Origin of the sequence: Vibrio harveyi NBRC 15634 = ATCC 14126 = KCTC 12724 (genome assembly GCF_001591145.1) — a bacterium.
Lineage (GTDB): Bacteria > Pseudomonadota > Gammaproteobacteria > Enterobacterales > Vibrionaceae > Vibrio > Vibrio harveyi.
The window spans coordinates 1-23,196 of record NZ_BCUF01000001.1 but is presented as its reverse complement, the minus strand read 5'-3'; the positions used below and the strand labels follow the sequence as shown (position 1 = coordinate 23,196).

22 protein-coding genes are annotated in these 23,196 nt (G+C 45.2%); 8 read left to right on the top strand and 14 right to left on the bottom strand.

Features of this window, described 5'->3' with window-relative positions; translation table 11 throughout:
• The first annotated feature begins 2 nt into the window (after window positions 1-2).
• The 6 genes from pilB to yacG all read left to right on the top strand — a co-directional run bounded on the left by pilB (window position 3) and on the right by yacG (window position 5,527).
• Window positions 3-1,688, top strand: a complete 1,686-nt coding sequence (gene pilB / locus VHA02S_RS00110) for a type IV-A pilus assembly ATPase PilB (RefSeq protein WP_005446257.1) — start codon at window positions 3-5, stop codon at window positions 1,686-1,688.
• Window positions 1,689-1,721: 33 nt separating this feature from the next.
• Complete coding sequence (locus VHA02S_RS00105; RefSeq protein ID WP_005446256.1) at window positions 1,722-2,945, top strand: type II secretion system F family protein; 1,224 nt, start codon at window positions 1,722-1,724, stop codon at window positions 2,943-2,945.
• A 72-nt stretch (window positions 2,946-3,017) separates the two neighbouring features.
• Window positions 3,018-3,887: a prepilin peptidase gene (locus VHA02S_RS00100; protein WP_005446255.1), complete on the top strand. Its 870-nt coding sequence runs from the start codon at window positions 3,018-3,020 to the stop codon at window positions 3,885-3,887.
• Window positions 3,888-4,502, top strand: a complete 615-nt coding sequence (gene coaE / locus VHA02S_RS00095) for a dephospho-CoA kinase (protein WP_038897988.1) — start codon at window positions 3,888-3,890, stop codon at window positions 4,500-4,502.
• 27 nt (window positions 4,503-4,529) lie between these two features.
• Complete coding sequence (zapD, locus tag VHA02S_RS00090) at window positions 4,530-5,270, top strand: cell division protein ZapD (RefSeq protein WP_038897986.1); 741 nt, start codon at window positions 4,530-4,532, stop codon at window positions 5,268-5,270.
• A 62-nt stretch (window positions 5,271-5,332) separates the two neighbouring features.
• A complete protein-coding gene (gene yacG, locus VHA02S_RS00085; RefSeq protein ID WP_005446249.1) occupies window positions 5,333-5,527 on the top strand; it encodes a DNA gyrase inhibitor YacG in 195 nt (64 codons plus the stop codon).
• Window positions 5,528-5,893: 366 nt separating this feature from the next.
• On the opposite strand, the gene rplS is transcribed toward yacG, so the two are convergent.
• The 5 genes from rplS to ffh form a co-directional block, all read right to left on the bottom strand.
• Complete coding sequence (rplS, locus tag VHA02S_RS00080; RefSeq protein ID WP_005379971.1) at window positions 5,894-6,247, bottom strand: 50S ribosomal protein L19; 354 nt, start codon at window positions 6,245-6,247, stop codon at window positions 5,894-5,896.
• A gap of 41 nt (window positions 6,248-6,288) precedes the next feature.
• Window positions 6,289-7,032 (bottom strand): tRNA (guanosine(37)-N1)-methyltransferase TrmD, encoded by a 744-nt coding sequence (trmD, locus tag VHA02S_RS00075; RefSeq protein ID WP_005446247.1) that lies wholly within the window; start codon window positions 7,030-7,032, stop codon window positions 6,289-6,291.
• A gap of 27 nt (window positions 7,033-7,059) precedes the next feature.
• Window positions 7,060-7,608, bottom strand: a complete 549-nt coding sequence (gene rimM / locus VHA02S_RS00070) for a ribosome maturation factor RimM (RefSeq protein ID WP_005446245.1) — start codon at window positions 7,606-7,608, stop codon at window positions 7,060-7,062.
• Window positions 7,609-7,636: 28 nt separating this feature from the next.
• Window positions 7,637-7,885 carry a 30S ribosomal protein S16 gene (rpsP, locus tag VHA02S_RS00065; RefSeq protein ID WP_004410028.1) on the bottom strand — a complete coding sequence of 83 codons (249 nt, stop codon included), beginning with the start codon at window positions 7,883-7,885 and terminating at the stop codon, window positions 7,637-7,639.
• 210 nt (window positions 7,886-8,095) lie between these two features.
• A complete protein-coding gene (gene ffh / locus VHA02S_RS00060) occupies window positions 8,096-9,478 on the bottom strand; it encodes a signal recognition particle protein (RefSeq protein WP_005446242.1) in 1,383 nt (460 codons plus the stop codon).
• Between the two features lie 213 nt (window positions 9,479-9,691).
• Here ffh and VHA02S_RS00055 point away from each other — a divergent pair, with 213 nt between their 5' ends.
• Together VHA02S_RS00055 and VHA02S_RS00050 are read left to right on the top strand one after the other, a co-directional pair.
• A complete protein-coding gene (locus VHA02S_RS00055) occupies window positions 9,692-10,486 on the top strand; it encodes a cytochrome C assembly family protein (RefSeq protein ID WP_038897985.1) in 795 nt (264 codons plus the stop codon).
• A 154-nt stretch (window positions 10,487-10,640) separates the two neighbouring features.
• A complete protein-coding gene (locus VHA02S_RS00050) occupies window positions 10,641-11,915 on the top strand; it encodes an HlyC/CorC family transporter (RefSeq protein WP_005446238.1) in 1,275 nt (424 codons plus the stop codon).
• A 92-nt stretch (window positions 11,916-12,007) separates the two neighbouring features.
• Here the strand turns inward: VHA02S_RS00050 and luxS are convergent, their stop codons facing one another.
• From luxS to VHA02S_RS00005, 9 genes are all read right to left on the bottom strand, one after another.
• Window positions 12,008-12,526, bottom strand: coding sequence for an S-ribosylhomocysteine lyase (gene luxS, locus VHA02S_RS00045; RefSeq protein ID WP_005448429.1), 519 nt, complete (start codon window positions 12,524-12,526; stop codon window positions 12,008-12,010).
• Window positions 12,527-12,612: 86 nt separating this feature from the next.
• The gene (locus VHA02S_RS00040) at window positions 12,613-13,218 is read right to left on the bottom strand and encodes a transglycosylase SLT domain-containing protein (RefSeq protein ID WP_029790340.1); all 606 of its coding nucleotides are present in this window, start codon (window positions 13,216-13,218) and stop codon (window positions 12,613-12,615) included.
• 19 nt (window positions 13,219-13,237) lie between these two features.
• Window positions 13,238-14,806: a glutamate--cysteine ligase gene (gshA, locus tag VHA02S_RS00035; protein ID WP_017817672.1), complete on the bottom strand. Its 1,569-nt coding sequence runs from the start codon at window positions 14,804-14,806 to the stop codon at window positions 13,238-13,240.
• A 163-nt stretch (window positions 14,807-14,969) separates the two neighbouring features.
• Window positions 14,970-17,813, bottom strand: coding sequence for a M16 family metallopeptidase (locus tag VHA02S_RS00030; protein ID WP_038897984.1), 2,844 nt, complete (start codon window positions 17,811-17,813; stop codon window positions 14,970-14,972).
• Between the two features lie 9 nt (window positions 17,814-17,822).
• Window positions 17,823-18,284, bottom strand: a complete 462-nt coding sequence (locus VHA02S_RS00025) for a YqaA family protein (RefSeq protein ID WP_009698760.1) — start codon at window positions 18,282-18,284, stop codon at window positions 17,823-17,825.
• Complete coding sequence (locus tag VHA02S_RS00020; RefSeq protein ID WP_005448434.1) at window positions 18,278-19,228, bottom strand: NADP-dependent oxidoreductase; 951 nt, start codon at window positions 19,226-19,228, stop codon at window positions 18,278-18,280. The genes VHA02S_RS00025 and VHA02S_RS00020 overlap by 7 nt, the downstream gene beginning before the upstream one ends.
• Window positions 19,229-19,376: 148 nt before the next feature.
• Entirely contained in the window at window positions 19,377-20,507 is a 1,131-nt protein-coding gene (locus tag VHA02S_RS00015) for a sodium ion-translocating decarboxylase subunit beta (RefSeq protein WP_005438059.1), read from the bottom strand.
• A gap of 9 nt (window positions 20,508-20,516) precedes the next feature.
• Window positions 20,517-22,310, bottom strand: a complete 1,794-nt coding sequence (gene oadA / locus VHA02S_RS00010; RefSeq protein WP_038897982.1) for a sodium-extruding oxaloacetate decarboxylase subunit alpha — start codon at window positions 22,308-22,310, stop codon at window positions 20,517-20,519.
• A 33-nt stretch (window positions 22,311-22,343) separates the two neighbouring features.
• Entirely contained in the window at window positions 22,344-22,601 is a 258-nt protein-coding gene (locus VHA02S_RS00005; protein ID WP_005448441.1) for an oxaloacetate decarboxylase subunit gamma, read from the bottom strand.
• Window positions 22,602-23,196: the final 595 nt, after the last annotated feature.

Sequence of the window (23,196 nt, the reverse complement as noted above, 5' to 3'; positions counted from 1 at the left end):
TAATGTTAACCAACCTCTCAACAGTTCTTCGTCAAGCGGGAATACTGACCTTTTCCCAAGAAGAATCGTTACTTGAGCAAGCAAAAGCTTCTGGCATTTCGATGCCGGAGGCTTTACTCAGTTCTGGCTTTTTCCAATCACATGAATTGACTGAGCACCTTAGCTCCATCTTTGGGCTTTCCTGCACATCACTCAGTCAGTATGAGTACTCGTCGCTGTGCCAAAAGCTTGGCTTACGCGATCTGATCACTCGACATAATGCCTTGCCACTCAATCGCACATCTTCCACATTAATACTTGCGGTTGCAGACCCAACTAACTTGCAAGCGGAAGATGACTTTCGTTTTGCTACCGGTTTACAAGTCGAGCTTGTTCTGGCGGACTTTAAAGAACTCACCGCAGCCATTCGTCGTTTATATGGTCGTGCACTCGGTCAAGAAAAGTCCGGTCTTAAAGAAATCAACCAAGATGAACTGGCAGGTCTCGTTGATATTGGTGAGGACGAAATTGAGAACATTGAAGATCTCAGCCAAGATGAATCGCCTGTTAGTCGTTATATTAACCAAATTCTGCTCGATGCCGTTCGTAAAGGGGCTTCTGATATTCACTTCGAGCCCTATGAAAACATGTATCGAGTGCGTTTGCGTTGCGATGGCATCTTGATCGAAATTCAACAGCCTCCGAGCCATTTAAGCCGTCGCCTCTCAGCCCGAATAAAGATCCTATCTAAGCTTGATATCGCTGAGCGCCGTTTACCACAGGATGGTCGCATCAAGCTCAAATTAAACCAAGACACCGCGATTGACATGCGAGTCTCCACGCTGCCAACTCTGTTTGGGGAGAAAATCGTACTGCGTTTGCTCGACAGCAGTTCTGCAGCATTAGATATCAATAAACTCGGATACAGCGATCATCAAAAGCAATTGTATTTAGAAGCACTGCGCCGCCCACAAGGCATGATCCTAATGACGGGACCAACGGGCAGCGGCAAAACGGTTTCTCTTTACACTGGTTTGAGCATCCTCAATAAAACCGAGATCAACATTTCCACCGCTGAAGACCCCGTTGAGATCAACTTACCCGGCATTAACCAAGTTCAAGTTCAACCTAAGATCGGCTTTGGCTTTGCAGAAGCGCTTCGCTCTTTCTTACGTCAAGATCCCGATGTAGTCATGGTGGGTGAGATCCGAGATCTCGACACGGCAGAAATCGCGATCAAAGCGTCACAAACCGGACACTTAGTCCTTTCTACCCTGCATACCAACTCCGCCGCCGAGACGGTCATTCGCTTATCAAATATGGGGGTAGAAAGCTTTAACCTCGCATCCTCTCTTAGCTTGATCATCGCTCAGCGTTTAGCACGAAAGCTTTGTCCACATTGCAGACAACCTCAAGAACCTAACAGCCAACTTCAACATATTGGAATTACCAGCACTGAAGATATCTTCCAAGCGAATCCTGATGGTTGTAACGAATGCACCCAAGGATACTCTGGTCGCACTGGCATTTACGAAGTGATGAAGTTTGATGAATCCCTGTCAAATGCGCTCATCAAAGGCGCTTCAGTACATGAATTAGAAAAGCTAGCGATTGCCAATGGTATGCAGACTCTACAAATGTCCGGCATTGAAAAGCTCAAACAAGGCGTCACCAGCTTTAGTGAGCTGCAACGCGTTCTCTATTTTTAACTTCTCAGATTTTATTAGGCAGTTACTTACACTATGAAAACCATCGCTCCACAACTTAAGAACTACCGTTGGAAAGGCATTAATAGCTCGGGTAAAAAAACCTCTGGTAATGTGCTCGCAATGACAGAAGTCGAGGTAAGAGAGCGCCTTGATGCTCAGCACATCAAGATAAAAAAACTCAAAAAAGGCAGTATTTCTTTTATCACCAAGATAAGTCATCGAGTAAAAGGCAAAGACATTACGGTGTTTACTCGTCAAATCGCCACCATGTTGATGACTGGCGTCCCTATTGTTCAGGCACTCAAGTTAGTTTCAGAGAACCATAAAAAAGCTGAAATGAAATCGATCCTAATGAGTGTGACGCGAGCGGTAGAAGCAGGGACACCGATGTCGAAAGCCATGCGTACCGCTAGCACGCACTTTGATCCACTTTACACCGACTTAATAGCAACAGGTGAGCAGTCCGGTAACTTATCCCAAGTCTTTGAGCGTCTGGCAACCTACCGAGAAAAAAGCGAGCAGTTGCGTGCAAAGGTTATTAAAGCGCTCATTTACCCGGCGATGGTGGTATTAGTAGCACTTGGGGTTTCTTATTTAATGCTGACAAAGGTTATTCCTGAGTTTGAAAAAATGTTTACAGGTTTTGGTGCCGAATTACCCGCCTTCACCCAGATGGTACTCAACCTTTCTGCTTGGACCCAAAATTGGGGTCCCTTCATTGGGCTGAGCTTTGTGAGCTTACTCATTTCTGGCAAAATCATGTCACAACGCTCCGACTCATTTCGTCTTTTGACTGCACGGTCGAGTTTAAGAGTACCTATTTTAGGACCAGTTTTATCCAAAGCTGCCATTGCGAAGTTTAGCCGTACTTTGGCGACCAGTTTTAGCGCAGGTATTCCTATCCTAACCGCCTTGAAAACTACCTCAAAAACCTCTGGTAACATGCACTATCAATTGGCAATCGAAGAGGTATATCGAGATACTGCCGCTGGTATGCCAATGTACATTGCCATGCGTAACTGTAACGTCTTCCCAGAATTGGTATTGCAAATGGTCATGATTGGTGAAGAGTCAGGTCGCTTAGATGACATGCTCAACAAGATAGCCGCTATTTATGAGTTCGAAGTCGATAACACCGTCGACAACCTAAGTAAGATTTTGGAACCGTTGATCATTGTTTTTCTGGGTGTCGTTGTCGGTGGTTTGGTGACAGCAATGTACTTACCAATCTTTAACTTGATGAGCGTATTGGGATAGAATGATCCTTTAGCAAATTAATTCTATCAAAACAGCACCTTGCTCGTTTGATTTACCGCTCAAGAGACTGATATGGAAGTATTCCAGTACTACCCATGGCTATTCGTTGTATTTACCGCTATTTTTGGTTTGATCGTGGGTAGTTTCCTCAACGTAGTTATTTACCGTTTACCTAAGATCATGGAACTAGAATGGCGACGCGAGTGTGCTGAATCATTCCCTGAATACAAGATCGAGCCACCAAAAGAGACATTAACCTTAAGCGTGCCACGTTCATCTTGTCAGCAATGCGGTACACATATCCGCATTAGAGACAATATCCCTGTGATTAGTTGGTTATTGCTAAAAGGTAAATGCCACAACTGCCAATCGCCTATCAGTGCTCGCTACCCTCTTATCGAACTGCTTACCGCTTTTTGTTCGGGTTTTATCGCTTTTCATTTCGGTTTTAGCTACTTCACTGTGGCGCTGGTTTTCTTTACCTTTGTATTGATTGCTGCCACATTTATCGACCTTGATACCATGTTGCTGCCAGACCAACTCACACTACCATTGATGTGGGCGGGTATTGCTCTTGCTCTTGCCGGTATCAGCCCTGTGAGTCTTCAAGATTCTATTATTGGAGCAATGGCAGGCTACTTATGTCTTTGGAGTGTTTATTGGTTATTCAAACTCCTCACAGGCAAAGAGGGAATGGGCTATGGCGACTTTAAACTCCTTGCTGCATTAGGAGCTTGGTTGGGCTGGCAATCTCTGCCGATGATCATTTTGCTTTCTTCGGTAGTAGGCGTCATTTTTGGTCTTATCCAACTGCGCTTGCAAAAGCAAGGTATCGAAAAAGCCTTTCCTTTTGGTCCTTACCTTGCAATTGCAGGATGGGTGAGCCTAATTTGGGGCAATCAAATCCTCAACTGGTACTTTACGTCGATTCTAGGAGTGTAAATGGCTTTTGTTATTGGCCTAACCGGCGGTATTGCGAGCGGCAAAACCACCGTGGCAAACCTATTCAAACAACAGTTCAAAATAGACATCGTTGACGCTGATATTGTGGCTCGTGAAGTCGTAGAGCCAGGCACACCTGGACTTAATGCCATCATTGAGCACTTTGGCGCTGATATTGTCCGAGATGATCAAACACTTGATAGAGCCAAATTGAGAGAAAAAATCTTCTCTAACCCAGAGGAGAAAGCATGGGTGAATGGGTTATTGCACCCAATGATTCGCGAAAAGATGATCGAAGACTTGGAGCAAGTCACATCAGACTACGCTCTTTTAGTTGTACCTTTATTGGTAGAAAACAAGCTCGATAGTTTGTGCGATCGTGTACTTGTTGTTGATGTCGAGCCACAAACCCAGATCTCAAGAACGGTGAAACGCGATAACGTCAGCGAAGAGCAGGCAAAAGCTATCTTGGCATCTCAAGCATCTCGTGAACAACGACTTGCTCTGGCTGATAATGTGGTTAAGAATAATCCAGATGACCCGGATCTTTTGCTTCAAATCACAGATTTACACGAAAAGTACCTAGCCATGTGTAAGAAAAATCTGCGAAAATAGGAATGAAACTCACCAAGGCTACTGTCGATGACCACGCACAAATTTGAACATCCGCTAAATGAAAAAACTCGTATTTATTTAAGAGTTGAGTCTTTGTTGCGTCAGGCTCATCTAGCCTCTGGTTTTGCTGACAATCATCAGTATCAACTGTTCTTCCGTGCACTCTTCGATATGGTCGAGATCTTTGAGCAAATTCAATTAAAAAGCGAACTGGCAAAAGATCTTGAAAAGCAACGTTTAGCTTATCGCAATTGGCTTAATGTCGATGGTGTCGATCAGCAAGCCCTTAGCGAACTCTTAAAAGAGATCGACGTGGTCCATAGCCAACTGATGACTGCTGAGCGTTTTGGTCAGGCACTTAAAGAAGATCGCTTCTTAAGTTCAATTCGCCAACGCTTTAACTTACCTGGAGGGTCATGTTGTTTTGATCTTCCTGCGTTGCACTACTGGCTTCATTTACCTATTGAGCGTAAAAAACACGATGCAGAACAGTGGCAAGCGAGTTTAAAACCTTTATCTGATGCCTTAGCACTCTGGCTCAAGCTGACTCGAGAAACAGGACATTTCAAAGCACAAATCGCTCGCACTGGATTCTTCCAAAGCGATGCAGACGAAGCCAACATCCTGCGTTTACACATTCCAATGGAATACGGTGTCTACCCGATGATCTCGGGTCATAAAAACCGTTTTGCCATCAAATTCATGGCTTTTGAAAGCGGTCAAGCTTGTACTCAAGACGTTGAGTTTGAACTCGCTGTTTGTAGCTAAGCGCAACTCGCACTACTATTGCCATAACACCTTTGAACACCGAATAAATAGGACGAATGACGATGTCTAAAATTACAGTCGTTCCATGCCCACAATGTGGTGCCGACGTAGAGTGGGGAGAGCAAAGTCCTCACCGCCCTTTCTGTAGCAAACAGTGCCAAATGATTGATTTTGGCGAATGGGCTGACGAAGAAAATACCATTCCTGGCGCACCAGATATGTCGGACAGTGATGGTTGGTCTGAAGACCAATACTAAGAAGCTAGAACTCAGAAACGAGAGCACCACGCTTCGAGAATAAAAAGAAGGGTTGATGTGAGAACATCGGCCCTTTTTGTTTTTTATTACGCCGAAAGAGAGATTCCGACAATGCGCATTCGTCGCTTTCGGGAATGACACCGTTTGGGTTCATTTGTTTTTTATTCGTCATCCTCAAGAGCGAGGGACGAGCGAGTTGGGGATCCCTTTTTTACTCTCTCGCAGGACAAATGCCGCTCACTAACCGAAGCGCTCCACTATATCAGAGCAAGTATTCCTGATTCTCGAAGCGTAACGTCCTTTTTCGCGCATAAAAAAACGGAGCCCAAATGGGCTCCGTTTACTATGAGAACGCTAGTTATAGCATTACTTCTTAGCAAGTTTCTCTTTGATACGAGCAGACTTACCAGAACGCTCACGTAGGTAGTACAACTTGGCACGACGTACTGCACCACGGCGTTTAACTTCGATGCTATCAACGATTGGAGAGTGTGTTTGGAACGTACGCTCAACACCTTCACCGTTAGAGATCTTACGTACAGTGAAAGCAGAGTGAAGACCACGGTTACGGATTGCGATTACAACGCCTTCGAAAGCCTGTAGACGCTCACGGTCACCTTCTTTAACTTTAACCTGAACTACAACAGTGTCACCTGGTGCAAATTTAGGTAGGTCTGATTTCATTTGCTCTTCTTCAAGAGCCTTGATGATGTTACTCATTTTTTAAATTCCTAGAATAAACTGATACTAAATAAATTAGGTTACTTTGCACTATGTTCACTAATGAACTCAGCAAGTAATTGTTCCTGTTCGTCAGTCAGAGCTAGGTTTTCCAGGAGCTCTGGTCTTCTAAGCCAAGTTCGGCCCAGCGACTGTTTTAGTCGCCATTGACGAATGTCCTTGTGATTGCCTGACATCAGTACCGCTGGTACTTCTTTGTCATCCAATACTTCTGGACGCGTATAGTGAGGGCAATCTAACAAACCATTTGCAAAAGAATCTTCTTCTGCTGACGCGAAATCCCCTAGTACACCCGGAACAAACCGAGAGACAGAATCGATTAACGTCATGGCAGGTATCTCACCACCCGTCATCACAAAATCCCCAATCGACCATTCTTCGTCGACTTCAGATTGAATGATGCGCTCATCTACCCCTTCGTAACGACCACAAATCAGAAGTAAATTCTCATTCGTTGCCAGTTCTTCAACGCCTTTCTGGTCGAGTTTACGACCTTGAGGAGAAAGGTAAATGACTTTCGTCTTACCCGGTGAGGCTGCTTTCGCGGTATGAATGGCATCGCGCAAAGGCTGAACCATCATTAACATACCAGGACCACCACCGTAAGGTCGGTCATCGACAGTGCGATGTTTGTCATGAGTGAAATCACGAGGATTCCAAGTCTCAATCGACAAAAGACCTTTTTTAACCGCTTGACCTGTTACCCCAAAATCAGTAACAGAACGGAACATTTCAGGAAAAAGGCTAATAACGCCAACCCACATGTTTATCTCGCTCTGTAATTTTGGAGATTAGAATCCAGGATCCCAGTCAACTTCGATCCGTTGAGCTTCGCGATCAACTTTGATGATCACTTGCTCTTCAAGGAACGGGATTAATCGTTCCTTTTGCCCGAAAGCATCTTTTAGATTTGCTTTAACAACCAGAACATCGTTTGAGCCAGTTTCTAGAATGTCAGATACGACACCGAGATCGTAACCTTTAGTGGTTACTACTTGCATCCCAAACAATTCACGCCAGTAGAATTCATCTTCTGACAATTCAGGTAGTACCGCAGGGTCAATAGCAATCTCAAAGTTCGTCAGTAAGTGTGCGTCTTCACGAACTTCCAGACCTTCAAGCTTAGCCACCATACCTTTGTTATGGCGCTTCCAGCTTTCTACTTTGAACTCAACCCACGTACCCTTTTGGTTAATAAACCAAGGGCTGTAATCGAAAATGCTTTCAGCATTGTCTGTGTAGGAAAAAACTTTAAGCCAACCACGAATGCCGTAAGTAGCACCAAACTTGCCTACAACAATCTTTTCGTTGCTCATTGTTTCTTTACCTTTCATCGACATAAACTAGTTTCTACTTCTAAAGTAAAAATTAAGCCGCTTTTTGAGCGTCTTTAACTAGCTTAGCAACGCGGTCAGATAGAGACGCGCCTTGACCAACCCAGTGGTTAACGCGGTCTAGGTCTAGACGTAGACCTTCTTCTTGACCTTGTGCAGTTGGGTTAAAGAAACCAACTTTCTCGATGAAACGGCCAGTTGCAGCGTTGCGGCTGTCCGCTACTACGATTTGATAAAATGGACGCTTCTTAGCGCCGTGACGTGCCAAACGAATGGTTACCATGTCGTCCTCTTTGCTTTCTCAAAAATAAAATTAACCCCAACAATCATCCAAAAAACTGAATAATCTGGGGTCTCGTGCCAAAATAAAGCTCCGGAATTTTACTCTTATCCCGGAGCAATGCAAGGGGTTTAGTTACTTTTTCACCAACATAAATTGAAATCCAAGTTTGTGACGTAGCTAACACCCTGAAACTAAAGTCTAGGCAATCGTTTAACGACCAAATGGGTTGAAGCCACCGCCTCCGCCCATGCCACCCATCATGCCTTGCATGTTACGCATCATGCCTTTCATGCCGCCCTTCTGCATTTTCTTCATCATCTTCTGCATTTGGGTGAACTGTTTCAGCAGACGGTTAACGTCTTGAACCTGAACACCAGAACCCGCAGCGATACGTTTCTTGCGCGACCCTTTGATGATTTCTGGGCGTTGACGTTCTTTCATTGTCATTGAGCTGATGATCGCTTCCATTTGCTTGAACATCTTGTCATCAACTTTGTCTTTCACGTCTGATGGTAACTGAGACATGCCTGGAAGCTTGTCTAGCATGCCCATCATGCCACCCATGTTTTGCATTTGACCCAGCTGTTCACGGAAGTCTTCAAGGTCGAAGCCTTTCTTCTCCTTGAACTTCTTCGCTAGCTTCTCTGCTTTGTCTTGGTCAACATTGCGTTGTAGGTCTTCAATCAGTGACAGTACATCACCCATGCCTAGAATACGCGATGCAACACGATCAGGGTGGAATGGTTCTAGTGCGTCGGTTTTCTCACCCACACCGAGGAATTTGATTGGCTTACCCGTAATGTGACGAACTGATAGCGCCGCACCACCACGTGCATCACCATCCACTTTAGTCAGAATCACACCAGTTAGTGGTAGTGCATCACCGAATGCTTTTGCTGTGTTCGCCGCATCTTGACCTGTCATTGCATCAACAACGAACAGTGTTTCAACCGGGTTAATCGCTGAGTGAAGATCTTTAATCTCACCCATCATTTCTTCATCGATAGCCAAACGACCAGCGGTATCGACAATTAATACGTCGTAGAATTTCTTCTTTGCGTGGTCAATTGCTGCATTAGCAATATCAAGTGGCTTTTGATCTGGTGAAGATGGGAAGAAATCGACACCGATGTCTGATGCTAGGGTTTCTAGCTGCTTGATCGCTGCAGGACGGTAAACGTCGGCAGACACAACCAAAACTTTCTTCTTATCACGCTCTTTTAGAAGCTTAGATAGCTTACCTACCGATGTAGTTTTACCCGCACCTTGTAGACCCGCCATCAAAAGCACTGCTGGCGGCTGCGCTGCTAGGTTCAGTGCTTCATTAGATTCACCCATTACCGCTTCAAGCTCAGCTTGAACGATCTTGATGAACTCTTGACCCGGCGTTAGGGATTTAGAAACTTCTACACCTACCGCTTTTTCTTTAACGCGGTTTACAAATTCACGTACAACAGGAAGCGCAACGTCCGCTTCCAATAGTGCCATGCGTACTTCACGTAGGGTTTCTTTAATGTTGTCTTCGGTCAGACGACCTTTACCACTGATATTCTTCAGCGTTTTGGATAATCGATCCGTTAAATTCTCAAACATCTTTGTCTCTTCGCTAAAATGGCGATTAATTAGTGTGAGTATACCTTAGCCAACGTCACAGTCATACCCGAACACGGCTCTTATCCTTAACTTGAGGGCTAACTCGTTAATTTCAATATCTCATCTCTCGTGATTGATGAGGCATAGCCCATAGCCCCAAAGAGTAATGCAAGGTATAATTTTCACCATTGTGCACAATAACTCTTAAGATTCATGGATAGCTTAATTGCCATCGCAGCCGCCATTCTTTACGTTCTGGCAATTGCGACCATCATTCCCGGACTCTCTCAACAGTCAGGAATTAAAGCGAAAACCGTATTTGCCAGCGCGGCATGTGCGTTGGTTTTTCACGCTTGGATTCTGAGTGATCTGATTTTCGACGGTTCAGGGCAAAATCTCAGCATTCTTAATGTCGCCTCTCTTATCAGCTTTATTATCTCACTGGTGATGAGCGTTGCGATGTTGAAGAACCGCTTGTGGTTCCTTCTTCCTGTGGTTTATAGCTTTGCTGCCATCAATTTAACTGCTGCTACTTTCTTACCAAGCACTTTTATTAAGCATTTAGAGAACGACCCTAAGCTACTTATACACATTTCATTTGCGCTCTTTTCCTACGCAACTTTAACTATCGGTGCCCTATACGCACTGCAACTTGCGTGGCTCGACCACAAACTAAAAACCAAGAAGTCGTTAGCAATTAATCCGAATTTGCCACCTTTGATGATGGTAGAGCGTCAACTGTTCAAGATTATTTTGATTGGTAACTTGCTCCTAACGGGAACCTTGATTACTGGTTTTGTTTTTGTACAAGACATGTTTGCTCAAGGAAAAGCTCATAAAGGTATCCTTTCTTTCATCGCTTGGGTTGTGTACTCAATTCTACTTTGGGGGCATTACCAGAAAGGCTGGCGAGGCAAGAAAGTGACATGGTTCGCGGTAGCAGGGGCGACCTTGTTAACCTTAGCGTACTTCGGTAGTCGCTTTGTGAAAGAAATCATCTTAAGTTGATGTTCTCCATCTATAAAATGCAATTAATAAGGAGCCTAGGGCTCCTTATCCTTTATATTAAAGGGCAAATAAAATAGAGTAACCCTTATTGCATTGACTTAATGGCCAAGCTCGGTCATAAATTAACCAAACACATACAAGGAACAGCAGCGTTTTGGACGACATATCTACGGGTATCTTATTTGCGCTACTCGCGTGTCTTATCGTCATATCAGGTTACTTCTCCGGTTCAGAAACAGGGATGATGTCTTTGAACCGATACCGCTTAAAGCACTTAGCCAATAATGGGCATAAAGGGGCGAAGCGAGTCGAAAAACTACTAGACCGCCCAGATCGACTGATTGGTCTTATTCTTATCGGTAACAACCTCGTCAATATTCTCGCGTCTGCCATCGCAACCATTTTAGGTATGCGGTTATACGGAGACTTAGGGGTTGCGATTGCCACTGGCGCACTCACCATGGTTGTCCTTGTGTTTGCAGAAGTCACACCGAAGACCATCGCCTCGCTTTACCCTGAGCGCGTCTCTTACGCGAGCAGCATTCTCCTCACCATTCTAATGAAAATTCTGTCACCTCTGGTGAGGTTAGTGAACTTCATTACTAACGGTTTTATCCGTTTGATTGGTGTGAAAGCCGACCACACCACAGAAGATCATCTAAGCTCAGAAGAACTGCGCACCGTCGTTAACGAAGCAGGCGGTCTTATCCCTCGTCGTCACCAAGACATGCTGGTATCGATTCTGGATCTAGAACACGTCACCGTTAACGACATCATGGTGCCACGCAATGAGATCACAGGGATCGACATCAATGATGATTGGAAATCTATCGTCCGTCAGCTGACTCACTCTCCTCATGGTCGCATTGTGTTGTACCGTGATCAGATTGATGAAGTCGTTGGTATGCTGCGCCTACGTGAAGCATACCGATTAATGCTAGAGAAGAATGAATTCAACAAAGAAACACTACTGCGCGCTGCTGATGAGGTGTACTACATCCCAGAAGGTACGCCACTGAATGTGCAGATGTTGAAATTCCAGCGTAACAAGCAGCGTATCGGTTTGATTGTCGATGAGTATGGTGACATTAATGGTCTCGTCACTTTGGAAGATATCTTAGAAGAGATTGTTGGTGAATTTACGACTTCCATTGCACCAAGCTTGTCAGAAGAGATTACTCCTCAAGGTGACGGCAGCTTCCTGATTGAAGGTAGCGCCAACATTCGTGACATCAACAAAGGCTTGAAATGGAAACTACCAACCGATGGTCCACGCACTTTGAATGGTCTGATTCTAGAGCATTTAGAAGACATTCCTGAAAGCCACTTGAGTGTGCAAGTTGCCGGACATCCAATGGAAATTGTCGATATTGAAGAGAACCGCATCAAGCTGGTGAAGGTGTACCCAAAGCTCAAGAAGAGCAGTTAACTTCACCACTTTGAATATTCTAATCAACAAAAAAATAGCCTGACAGTGTCAGGCTATTTTTTTGTTTTCAGAGATCTAAACTCAACGCTAAGTTAGTCGATACGTAACTCTTTCAGCATAGATTCTGGCAGTGCCAAATCATCATTCTTATTGACTGCAACGCCCGCTTCTAGAATGTTTTTCGCGATTTGCTTTGCCTCATCTAAAGAGTGCATTGCAGCTGTACCACATTGGTATTCATTCAGCTCAGGGATCTTGTTTTGACTTTCTACTTTCAATACGTCTTCCATTGCTGCAACCCAAGCATCCGCCACTTGCTGCTCTGAAGGCGTACCAATCAAGCTCATGTAAAAACCGGTACGGCAACCCATTGGTGAGATATCGATGATCTCAACGCTATCACCGTTTAAGTGGTTGCGCATAAAGCCAGCGTACAAATGCTCTAAAGTGTGAATTCCCTTCTCAGAAAGGATGTCTTTGTTCGGTGCAGTAAAACGTAAGTCAAATACTGTGATGGTGTCTCCCTTTGGAGTTTGCATCGTTTTAGCCACACGAACTGCTGGCGCATGCATACGTGTGTGGTCTACGGTAAAACTGTCTAATAAAGGCATTACATCTCTCCTGATTGTAACCTCCAATACTTACACGTATTGGTCATTATTTCGGTTCATTTCCCCTCTGACTATTAGGGGGGAGACTAAAAGAACCAGCTGCTGTTGTCTTCTAATTCCTGACGACATTGCTTCAGCTGCCAGCCATAAGTCTTGGCGGTTTGCTCCACGCGTCTTGCAACTTTAACTAAGCTAGGTTTGCTTTTATAGGTCCCACGCTTATAGCCACCACGTCCTTCATGGTACGCAAGATACTGGTTGTAAGGGTCCCATAACGAAATGCCTAATTGACGACGAGTCTCATGGGTATACCAACCGACAAACATCATTGAATCGTCAAAATTGGTGCGTGAACCACCTTGTCCTGTCGCTTTTTGAAAATCTTCCCAAGCAGGGTCTTGAGCTTGAGCATAACCGTAAGCACTGCTGACACGTCCCCATGGAATAAAACCGAGAATGTAATCTTTTGGCGGTCGAGCATCATGACGAAAGCTACTTTCTTGCTTAATGATCGCCATGGCAACATTTATCGGTGTGCCCCACTCTTCTTCCATGTCTTTGGCATCTTCGTACCAACCGGATTTTTCTCGGAATATTTCACATAGGTTATCTTGTTGCTTTGGGGGCGCAGTTGCACAACCGGCTAACATCACGCTCCCAAGCACAGACACCACTAACGGCTTAATGTCCAATCCCTGCCCTTACTGCTGGTTATTGTTTTAAGTAAGCAAAGTAATCTTCTAGGAAATCATCGAACGATAGAGTATCGCTTTGCTCTGCTTGTTTTTGTTTCTCTACCGATGTTGCAACTTCCGTTTCCATTGCATCGGCTGAATATTGTTCATAGTTGTGTGCTAGGTTTTCTTCGCGGAATTTCATGCCAAGCGCACAACCCACTTTACCTAAACCACCATGCTCTTTTGTCAGCTCAAGCAACTGACCAGAAATGGTTAGCTCTGGCTCATCAATCCAAGACTCAAGTTTGTCACAAACTGCTTGGTACGCATTTCCACCAGCAACCGAGTCCATTTCAACCGCAATCTGACGAAGGTCAGCAAACACACGATGTGCCCAGTCTTGTAGAGACAGGCGCTCACCTTGGCAACCGATTTGTAGCATCAAACCTTTCTCACGACCAGACACAATGACCTTGTTCCAGTTGTCACGCCAGCATTCAAGCTCACAGTTGTCCATTGGGTCAGAATCTGAAAGTGCCGCCCAAGTAAGGAATAGATCAAGGAAGCGAACCTGCTCTTCACTCACACCAACGGCGCTGAACGGGTTCACGTCTAGCGAACGAACTTCAATGTACTCTACACCGCCACGTTTAAGCGCTTCAGAAGGTTTTTCACCACTCTTAGTTACACGTTTAGGACGAATTGGCGCGTACAGTTCGTTTTCAATTTGCAGAATGTTCGAGTTAAGTTGACGGTATTGACCATCCACTTTTACCCCAATCTGAGCAAACTCTTCCGATGGGTGACGAATTGCATCGTCTAGACCATCAAGATACTGCTCGATAGAGTTAAAGCCAATCTTAAGTACGCTTTGTGCGCTGTTGGTGTAACCGAGATCACTTAGGCGCAGCGACGTCGCTTTAGGCAAGTATAGAGTGCCGCCAACTTTCTCAAATGGTAGGTCAGTTTCACGACCTTGAATGAATGAACCACAAAGTGCTGGTGACGCCCCAAAGAAGTACGGAATCATCCAGCCAAAACGGTAGTAGTTACGAATCAGCGCAAAGTACGCAGCAGATTTCGTTTCTTGGCGTGCTTCTTCATCTTGTTCACCATGCAAAGCGTCCCAGAATGATTCAGGAAAAGAGAAGTTAAAATGCACGCCCGAGATAATTTGCATCAGGCTACCGTAGCGGCGTTTTAGACCTTCACGGTAAAGCGTTTTCATTTTAGCTGAGTTCGATGAGCCATATTGTGCCAGCTGAATATCATCCTCCGAGCCCACGTAACATGGCATTGAAAGTGGCCACATTTTCTCTTCACCCATTTTGGTTTGAGTGAAGTGATGGATATCTTTCAACTGCCCCATTAATTCAGGGATCTCGTGCGATACAGGAGTAATGAACTCCAGCAGAGATTCTGAAAAGTCGGTCGTAATCCATTTGTTTGTGAACGCTGAGCCCAAACCCTCGGGATGAGGTGTTGTTGCTAGGTGTCCATCCTGACGATAGCGCAAAGTTTCTCGCTCAACACCGCGTCCAAACTGCTTAAATACTTCTGGGTTTGATGCAACTTGTTTTAGTCGCGCAGCAAAATCAGTCAAAATGAGGTTCGCTTATATTGGGAGCAGGACACTCGCCAAGCGTGGCAAGTGAAAGCTAAGTTGTTGATATATAATCCATCTAGATAAATAACCCATCAAAAAGTCATTTATCTAGTTAGAAACGAATAGCGGAGAGTCTCCTCTCCGCTATTAAATGTGTACTCTATCGAATGATTTCAAGCTCTTCCACGTCTTTCCCTAACTTTTCTAGTTGAGGGCGAAGGGATTTCGCGTCCCCGACAACAACTATCTGGTAGTCATTCGGGTCGAACCATTTCTGTGCTAGAGCGTTGAGAGTCTGTTTGTCGACAGTCTCAACAATAGCGTTTCGTTGCTGTAAGTAGTCTTTGTCTAAGTTGTATTTCAAAATATCACTGATGAGTTTGCTTTTCTGTGTAGGCGTCTCATATTTCAGTGCATCTTTTTGACCGACTGCTTGGCGCATAAATTTCAATTCATCTTCAGTCATGCCCGATTGTGAGAACTCATTCAACTCATTCTCCATTTCTACAATAGAGGCAATGGTCGAGTCCGCACGCACTTGCGCTGTAAATACAACAGAACCCGTTTCTACATTTCCAGAGAAATAGCCATAGGCACCATAAGTGTAGCCTTTGTCTTCACGAAGGTTTTGGTTGATACGACTGTTAAAGTTACCGGCTAAGTTGAAGTTTGCTAACTGACCCAGATAGAAATCTCCCGTCGCATCATAAGGCATGCCTTGACGGACCATCATGACCACACTTTGCGGAGCTCCTGGCTTATCAACCAAATGAACTTTTTGTGGACCTAGCGGAGCAATGGCTTGAGGGGCATACAAAGGTGCCGCTTCATCTTCCCAATTTGCCCAAAACGACAATTGTTTCTCAACGTCAGCTTTGCTGATATCACCAACCGCAATAATTTGCGCACTTTGAGGTGTGTAGTGCTTCGCATAGAAATCACGCACGTCATCGAGAGTCAGAGCTTGGAGCCCCGCTTTGGTGCCATCTTTTGGACGAGCAAAAATAGAATCTCCGTACAATACTTGACGGCTAGCTTGCGACGCCATCCAACTAGGTTTTTGATGCTCATACACCAAGCCTTCTAACGCTTGCGTCTTAACTCGGTCAAAGTCTTCTTGCTTAAATGCCGGAGACAACAACATCTCTTCGACAATCTTAAGTGTTGGCGCTAGGTTTTTCTTCAGGGCGGAAACACTAATGTCTGTTGTGTAACCTGTCGCATCGACAGAAATAACACTACCCAACTTATCAAGTTCAGCTTGAATCTCTTCTACTGAACGTTTGGTTGTTCCTTCTTGCAGCATAGCGGCAGTCAGTTGAGCCAAACCTTCCTTACCAGCTTCAACGAAACGTGTTCCAGCAGGTAAACTAAACTGCATGGTGACGGTTGGTGTTTCACTGCTTACTGTACCCAACAACTCAGAACCATTGTTGAAGTGGATGTCATACAACTTCGGCATGGTTGCCTCAACAGGCTCACCCACTGGCGGTTGAACAGAACGGTCAAAGTTGTCAGTTGCTCGGCGGTAAGCCAATTGATCGTCTGAGATTTTTTCATACTTAGGAAGAGTGCGTTTTGGTGTCACGAATGTCGCTGGTTTCACAGCAAGCTCTGTTTTACCTTTTGGCACAACACTCAAGGTAACCTTGTTCTTACCTTGAATAAAATCACTGTATGCTTTTTCTACCGACTCAGGCGTTACAGCACGAAGTTGCTCAAGCTGTTCCTCAATCAAATCTGGCTTGCCGAAGAAAGTTTGATTCGACGCTAGCTGTGTCACTTTACCTTTCACACTTTCTAAAGCGAAAATCGCATCGGCTTCAGATTGACCTTTAAGTTGCTCCAAACGATCTTTCGTCACCCCGTCCTTCGCAAACTTACCCAACGATGTCATCAGCTCATCATATAGCTTGGTGAGGTCGCCTTTATCACCAGAATCACCCATCGCGTAGACGTAAAAATTACAAGAAAGCTCAGCACAGTCATGGAAAGAACCTGCATCTACTGCTTTTTGTGTTTTTACTAGGTCTTGGTAAAGCACGCTGTTAGTACCACTACCTAACACGCTTGATAGAGTATCAAGTGACGCTTGAGTGGCTTCGCCATTGTAGGTTGTCGGCCATGCCACCATAACCATTGGTTGCTGGATACGATCTTCTAAGGTGATGAACTTGCTTTCTGCTAGCTTTGCAGGCTGCTTAGGTGCATTTTCCACTTCAGGTCCGCGAGGGATTGAACCAAAGTACTTATTCACCCACGCTAATGTTTGCTCAACATCGATATCACCACCAATGGTTAGTACTGCGTTGTTTGGACCATACCAACGTAGGAAGAAGGCTTTCAGATCGTTCACATCAACGCGGTCAAGATCTTCAACGTAACCGATCGTTTGCCACGAGTATGGATGACCTTCTGGGTACAGCGCCTCTGCCATGCGTTCCCAAATCAAACCATAAGGACGGTTGTCATAACGCTGCGCGCGTTCGTTTTTAACTGTTGAGCGTTGAATTTCAAACTTATGCTGTGAGACGGCATCGAGCAAAAAGCCCATGCGGTCTGACTCAAGCCACAACATTTTTTCTAACTGATTAGCAGGAACAGTTTCAAAGTAGTTCGTGCGGTCACGGTTAGTCGTGCCGTTTAGTGTACCGCCAGCTTCTGTAATGATCTTAAAGTGCTCTTGGTCACCAACGTTCTCAGAACCTTGGAACATCATATGCTCGAAGAAGTGAGCAAAACCAGATTTGCCAATTTCTTCACGTGCCGAACCAACGTGATATGTGACATCAACGTGTACAAGTGGATCCGACGCTTCAGGTGCCAGAATGACCGTCAAACCATTGTCCAACTGATACTTCTGGTATGGAATTTTCACTTTGCCTTCTTCCGCTTTTGATTGCTCTACGAAAGTAACTCCATCAGGCAATGATGATACAGGGGAGTTTGATGCACAGCCCGTGATCACTAATAGTGAACACGCGCTAACCCAAAACATTCTCATGCGCTTTCCTTAAAATAAACCGAGATAGATGGCGGCCAACAAGCTATACCTTGCGGCTTTGCCTAAAAATATAAGAACCAAACACGGCAGAAATTTCATCCTTAACCATCCTGCCGCTAAACATAGCGGGTCGCCAATCACTGGCAACCAACTAAAAAACAATCCCCAATACCCGTATTTGGACAGCCACTTCAATGCGGTATGCCCATGCTTCTCATCCTGAGTTCTATTTGGAATCCACAAACCCAACCAATAGTTGGTGAGACCGCCCAAGGTATTACCAATGGTGGCAACAATAATGATGGAAGAAACCGAGTATTGGTTTAACGATAAGGTGGCAATCAATCCAGCTTCAGAGCCACCTGGCAATAGAGTGGCACTAAGAAAACCAGTAATGAATAGCACCCACAATGCGGAGTCAGAAAACCATAAAGCTAAGTTTTCAAAGGCAGCATTAAATGCCTCTAACATGTCATATCAAGCAAGATCTTGCCTCGCGTCCGCCCCGATTCGACTTGTTTGTGAGCTTCAATAACATCGGTCATCGGATAGACGTGTTGTACTTCAGTTTTTAACAGCCCAACGCCAACCATGTACAACAAAGTGTCAAGTTGTTCACGGTCAGGTTCGACTAACATGCCGCTGGCTTCAAAACCAAGTAACTTGGCTTTTTCACAAATCAGTTCTGCAGTAATCGTTGGAACAGTAATGACTCGAGCATTATCTGTCAGGCATTTGAGTGCGTCTAAAGCGGCATCGCCACCAACAAGATCAATCAAAACATCCACATCTTCAACACGTTCTGACACTGGTGCAAATTGATAGTTCACTGCGTGTGCACCTAAAGTAGCGAGGTAGTCCAAATTTCGTTCACTACAGGTGGTAAACACTTCTGCTTTGGTCGCAACTGCAATTTGCACGGCTAAGTGACCAACACCACCCGCTCCGGCAAGTATCAATACACGGTCACCTTCAGTCACATTAGCTTTACTCAGCGCTTGAGCCGCAGTTTGACCTGCAAGTGGCAATACTGCCGCTGCCTCTAAGGCGACCGAATTGGGAACGTAACTTAATTCAGATTCAGGAACACAAACGTATTGGCTGTAACCGCCTCCTCGAATAGGGAAACCGATAAAGCCAGCTACCTCATCCCCCTCTTGAAAACGAGAGGTATCTTCGCCACATGAAACGACTTTCCCCGAAATATCATAACCGGGTACCCAAGGTAAGTTGTCTTTGTTTTGTGCCGCAGCCCAACCAAGCCCCGCTCGCGTTTTGACATCAATAGGGTTAACGCCAGAGTATGCCACTTTAACTAAGACTTCCCCTGTTTGTGGGGTTGGTGTTGAGGTGGTTTGAATTGCAAGAACTTCTGCGTTGCCGAATTCGGTAATAGCGATCTGTTTGTGTTCCATAACCCATTCCCTGAGAGAAAACAAAAAGGGATGCAAGAGCATCCCTTTGACTATAAACCATTTTGTTTACCGAAGTTAATCGTCAATTTGTAAATTGGTAGATAATTCTATTTCACCAATTTTCCAACAAACAACTCAAGATGGTGTACTACCCCACCAGTGCCAGTAAGATACCAGCGGCAACCGCCGATCCAAGAACACCGGCTACGTTTGGTCCCATTGCGTGCATCAGCAAGAAATTTTGTGGGTTTGCTTCCAAACCGACCTTGTTCACAACACGCGCTGCCATTGGTACTGCAGAAACGCCTGCAGCACCGATAAGTGGGTTGATGTCTTCTTTCGAGAACTTATTGAGAAGCTTCGCCATCAAAACACCTGCCCCAGTACCGATACTGAATGCGACTGCACCGAGTCCCAAGATACCTAGCGTTTCTAGATTCAAGAACTGCTCAGCTTGCAGCTTAGAGCCCACACCAAGACCTAAGAAGATCGTTACGATATTGATCAGCTCGTTCTGAGCGGTTTTCGATAAACGATCCACCACGCCAGCTTCACGCATCAAGTTACCCAGACAGAACATACCAACCAACGGTGTCGCGGAAGGTAAGAACAAAATCGTCATCAGTAACACAGCAAGCGGGAAGATTACTTTCTCCCACTTACCAACGTGACGCAGCTGGGCCATCTTGATCTGGCGTTCTTCCTTCGTGGTTAGGGCTTTCATGATCGGCGGCTGAATGATCGGCACCAGTGCCATGTAGCTGTATGCCGCCACGGCAATCGCACCTAACAAGTCTGGAGAGAGCTTACTCGCCAAGAAGATCGCCGTTGGACCATCCGCACCACCGATAATCGCGATAGACGACGCATCCGCCATGGAGAATTCCATACCCGGAACATAGTTAAGCAGAATCGCCCCAAACAGCGTCGCGAAAATACCAAACTGCGCCGCAGCACCTAGCCACAAGGTTTTTGGGTTTGCAATCAAAGCACCAAAATCAGTCATCGCCCCCACGCCCATGAAGATCAGCAGCGGGAACACGCCCGATTCGATACCAATGTAATAAACGTAGTAGAGCAAACCACCTGGATCGGTAAAGCCCGCATTGGGAATGTTCGCTAAAATGGCACCAAAACCAATAGGTAATAACAGTAAGGGTTCAAAGCCTTTTTTGATCGCCAAAAACAGCAACGTGCAACCAACCAGCATCATACAGATTTGGCCGAACTCAAAGTTAGCGATCCCTGTTTCTGACCATAAGGTCATCAATCCGTCCATGATACTCCCTTACGCCAGACTCAGCAGTGGTGAACCAACAGTAACGGCATCACCTTCTTTCACGTTCAGTTCTTGAACCACCCCACCGCGCGCAGCACGAACTTCTGTTTCCATCTTCATAGCTTCTAGGATGAGTAGAACGTCACCTTCCGCTACTTCAGCACCAGGCTGAACATTCACTTTAAAGATGTTACCAGCAAGAGGTGCAGGAACCGCTTCAGCAGCACTATTAACAGGAGCATTTGGCGCTGCAGGTTGAACCGGTGCGGCTGCCCCACTTGGCGTTACCGATGTTAATTGCCCCTGTGGACCTACTTCAACTTCATAAACTTGCCCATCAACTCGCACGCTGTATGTTTCAACACCACCAGCCGTAGCCTGTGTTACTTGTGCAGCGGCAGGTTTCGCAGCTTCTAACGTTGGTGCTGGCTCAAACGCATCTGGGTTGCCACGGTTTTTCAGGAATTTCAGACCAACTTGAGGGAATAACGCGTAAGTTAATACGTCATCGACACGTTCGCTCGCAAGCTTAATGCCTTCAGATTGCGCTTTCTCCATCAAATCAACAGTTAGGGTTTCCATTTCCGCTTCAAGCAAGTCCGCTGGACGACAGGTAATTGCCTCTTTACCATCAAGTACTTTCGCTTGTAACTCAGCATTAACTGGCGCAGGAGCGGCACCGTATTCACCTTTTAAAACACCTGCCGTTTCTTTGGTGATGCTCTTGTAGCGCTCACCTGTCAGAACGTTGATTACCGCTTGAGTACCAACAATCTGAGATGTCGGCGTGACCAGTGGAATAAAGCCAAGATCTTCACGTACACGTGGGATCTCTTCCAATACTTCATCAATTCGGTCCGCAGCGCCTTGCTCTTTTAACTGACCTTCCATGTTGGTCAGCATGCCCCCTGGAACTTGGGCGATTAGAATGCGTGAATCCACACCTTTTAGCTGACCTTCCCACTTCGCGTATTTTTTACGTACTTCACGAAAGTAAGCCGCGATAGGCTCGATTTGGTCTAGTTTCAGATTGGTATCGCGCTCAGTGCCTTGCAGCATCGCAACCACGGTCTCAGTAGGCGTATGACCGTATGTACAACTCATCGAAGAAATCGCAGTATCAAGAATATCGATACCCGCTTCTACAGCTTTCACGGCAGTAGCAGTAGATAGACCGGTCGTTGCATGACAGTGAAGCGCTAGTGGCACATCACAAGATGCTTTGATGCGTGTGATCAGCTCTTCCGCTTCATAAGGTTTAAGCAGACCAGACATATCTTTAATACAAAGAGAGTGACAACCTAAGTCTTCAAGACGTTTAGCAAGGTCAACCCATGTGTCTGCGTTATGCACTGGGCTCGTGGTATAAGACAATGTTCCTTGCGCATGTGCACCAACATCAACAGTGGCTTTCACCGCTTTTTGGAAGTTACGTACGTCATTCATTGCATCAAAGATACGGAATACATCCATACCATTCACGTGCGCACGCTCAACAAACTTCTCTACTACGTCATCGGCATAATGGCGGTATCCTAAAAGGTTTTGACCACGCAGTAGCATTTGCATTGGTGTATTTGGCATTGCTTTTTTCAATTCGCGTAGGCGCTCCCATGGGTCTTCACCCAAGAAACGGATACACGCATCAAATGTTGCGCCACCCCAGGTCTCTAACGACCAGTAACCAACCTTATCTAACTCAGCTGCGATAGGCAGCATATCTTCGATACGCATACGCGTAGCAAACAGGGATTGATGGGCGTCACGAAGGACCACATCAGTGATAGCTAGTGGTTTAGACATGCTCTTAAACTCCTTTTTAATCCTATCTTTCGGCTACTTCGCGACTGAGGCGCGATGTTTATGAATCGCAGCCGAGATCGCCGCCACTACTTGTGGACTAACAGCTGAAGAGGTTGATTGAACGTTGGTATTTGTTTTCGGTGCTGCGATCGGCGCTGGTACTTCTTCTGGCACCAATTTAGACATTAGCCGAACGAGATAAACTAGAATGGTGAGGAAAATAAATACGACCGCCATCCCTGTTAGCATCAGGGTGGCCGCATCTACTAGCAGGCTTCCTATATTCGTCATGTTGCTTCCTTTCTTTGTCATCCTGACAATGCGCAGGACTTTAATAGCGTCAAATCCCGACCAATGGATTATCTCGATTGGTTAAATTTTGTCAATTTTGTTTAAGGAAGCTTTTAAATAATCTCTAACATTGATTATTTATTCACTACTCAGATCACAAATTGCACTAAAATTCACTTCCCTAGTGGGATCGCTCAACATATAACCACACTAAATTAAAGTACTTGCAAAAACTGCGATTGGGATTTCAAAATGAAAAGAGGCTTTAAGAATAAAGTGAAATAAAAACAAAAGGATAGAATAAATTAACACACCAAAAACACGACATTAACAATAATAAAACATTAGTTTTATTATCGATGCTTGGATGGGGTTCTCTACCATCGTAAATCAATCAGGCTCGAGAAAGCGCAAGGTGGAGCTTTAAGATGACTATTTAAGCGAAACAAGCGTATTAGCGAAAATAGCTCAGGATCAGGCGCTTGAAGCAGAATCTAGCGCGAAGAAGCGGTGATAAATACGCAAGAGAGACACAATATCTTAGCCAAGCAGCAGATACAAAAAAGCCTCGCATAAGCGAGGCTTTTTTAAAGAG

Excerpts from the sequence above, each read along its gene's own strand:
- pilB (WP_005446257.1), top strand. The coding sequence starts at position 3 with ATGTTAACCAACCTCTCAACAGTTCTTCGTCAAGCGGGAATACTGACC.
- VHA02S_RS00105 (WP_005446256.1), top strand. The coding sequence starts at position 1,722 with ATGAAAACCATCGCTCCACAACTTAAGAACTACCGTTGGAAAGGCATT.
- VHA02S_RS00100 (WP_005446255.1), top strand. The coding sequence starts at position 3,018 with ATGGAAGTATTCCAGTACTACCCATGGCTATTCGTTGTATTTACCGCT.
- coaE (WP_038897988.1), top strand. The coding sequence starts at position 3,888 with ATGGCTTTTGTTATTGGCCTAACCGGCGGTATTGCGAGCGGCAAAACC.
- zapD (WP_038897986.1), top strand. The coding sequence starts at position 4,530 with ATGACCACGCACAAATTTGAACATCCGCTAAATGAAAAAACTCGTATT.
- yacG (WP_005446249.1), top strand. The coding sequence starts at position 5,333 with ATGTCTAAAATTACAGTCGTTCCATGCCCACAATGTGGTGCCGACGTA.
- rplS (WP_005379971.1), bottom strand. The coding sequence starts at position 6,247 with ATGAGTAACATCATCAAGGCTCTTGAAGAAGAGCAAATGAAATCAGAC.
- trmD (WP_005446247.1), bottom strand. The coding sequence starts at position 7,032 with ATGTGGGTTGGCGTTATTAGCCTTTTTCCTGAAATGTTCCGTTCTGTT.
- rimM (WP_005446245.1), bottom strand. The coding sequence starts at position 7,608 with ATGTCGATGAAAGGTAAAGAAACAATGAGCAACGAAAAGATTGTTGTA.
- rpsP (WP_004410028.1), bottom strand. The coding sequence starts at position 7,885 with ATGGTAACCATTCGTTTGGCACGTCACGGCGCTAAGAAGCGTCCATTT.
- ffh (WP_005446242.1), bottom strand. The coding sequence starts at position 9,478 with ATGTTTGAGAATTTAACGGATCGATTATCCAAAACGCTGAAGAATATC.
- VHA02S_RS00055 (WP_038897985.1), top strand. The coding sequence starts at position 9,692 with ATGGATAGCTTAATTGCCATCGCAGCCGCCATTCTTTACGTTCTGGCA.
- luxS (WP_005448429.1), bottom strand. The coding sequence starts at position 12,526 with ATGCCTTTATTAGACAGTTTTACCGTAGACCACACACGTATGCATGCG.
- VHA02S_RS00030 (WP_038897984.1), bottom strand. The coding sequence starts at position 17,813 with ATGAGAATGTTTTGGGTTAGCGCGTGTTCACTATTAGTGATCACGGGC.
- VHA02S_RS00025 (WP_009698760.1), bottom strand. The coding sequence starts at position 18,284 with ATGTTAGAGGCATTTAATGCTGCCTTTGAAAACTTAGCTTTATGGTTT.
- VHA02S_RS00020 (WP_005448434.1), bottom strand. The coding sequence starts at position 19,228 with ATGGAACACAAACAGATCGCTATTACCGAATTCGGCAACGCAGAAGTT.
- VHA02S_RS00015 (WP_005438059.1), bottom strand. The coding sequence starts at position 20,507 with ATGGACGGATTGATGACCTTATGGTCAGAAACAGGGATCGCTAACTTT.
- oadA (WP_038897982.1), bottom strand. The coding sequence starts at position 22,310 with ATGTCTAAACCACTAGCTATCACTGATGTGGTCCTTCGTGACGCCCAT.
- VHA02S_RS00005 (WP_005448441.1), bottom strand. The coding sequence starts at position 22,601 with ATGACGAATATAGGAAGCCTGCTAGTAGATGCGGCCACCCTGATGCTA.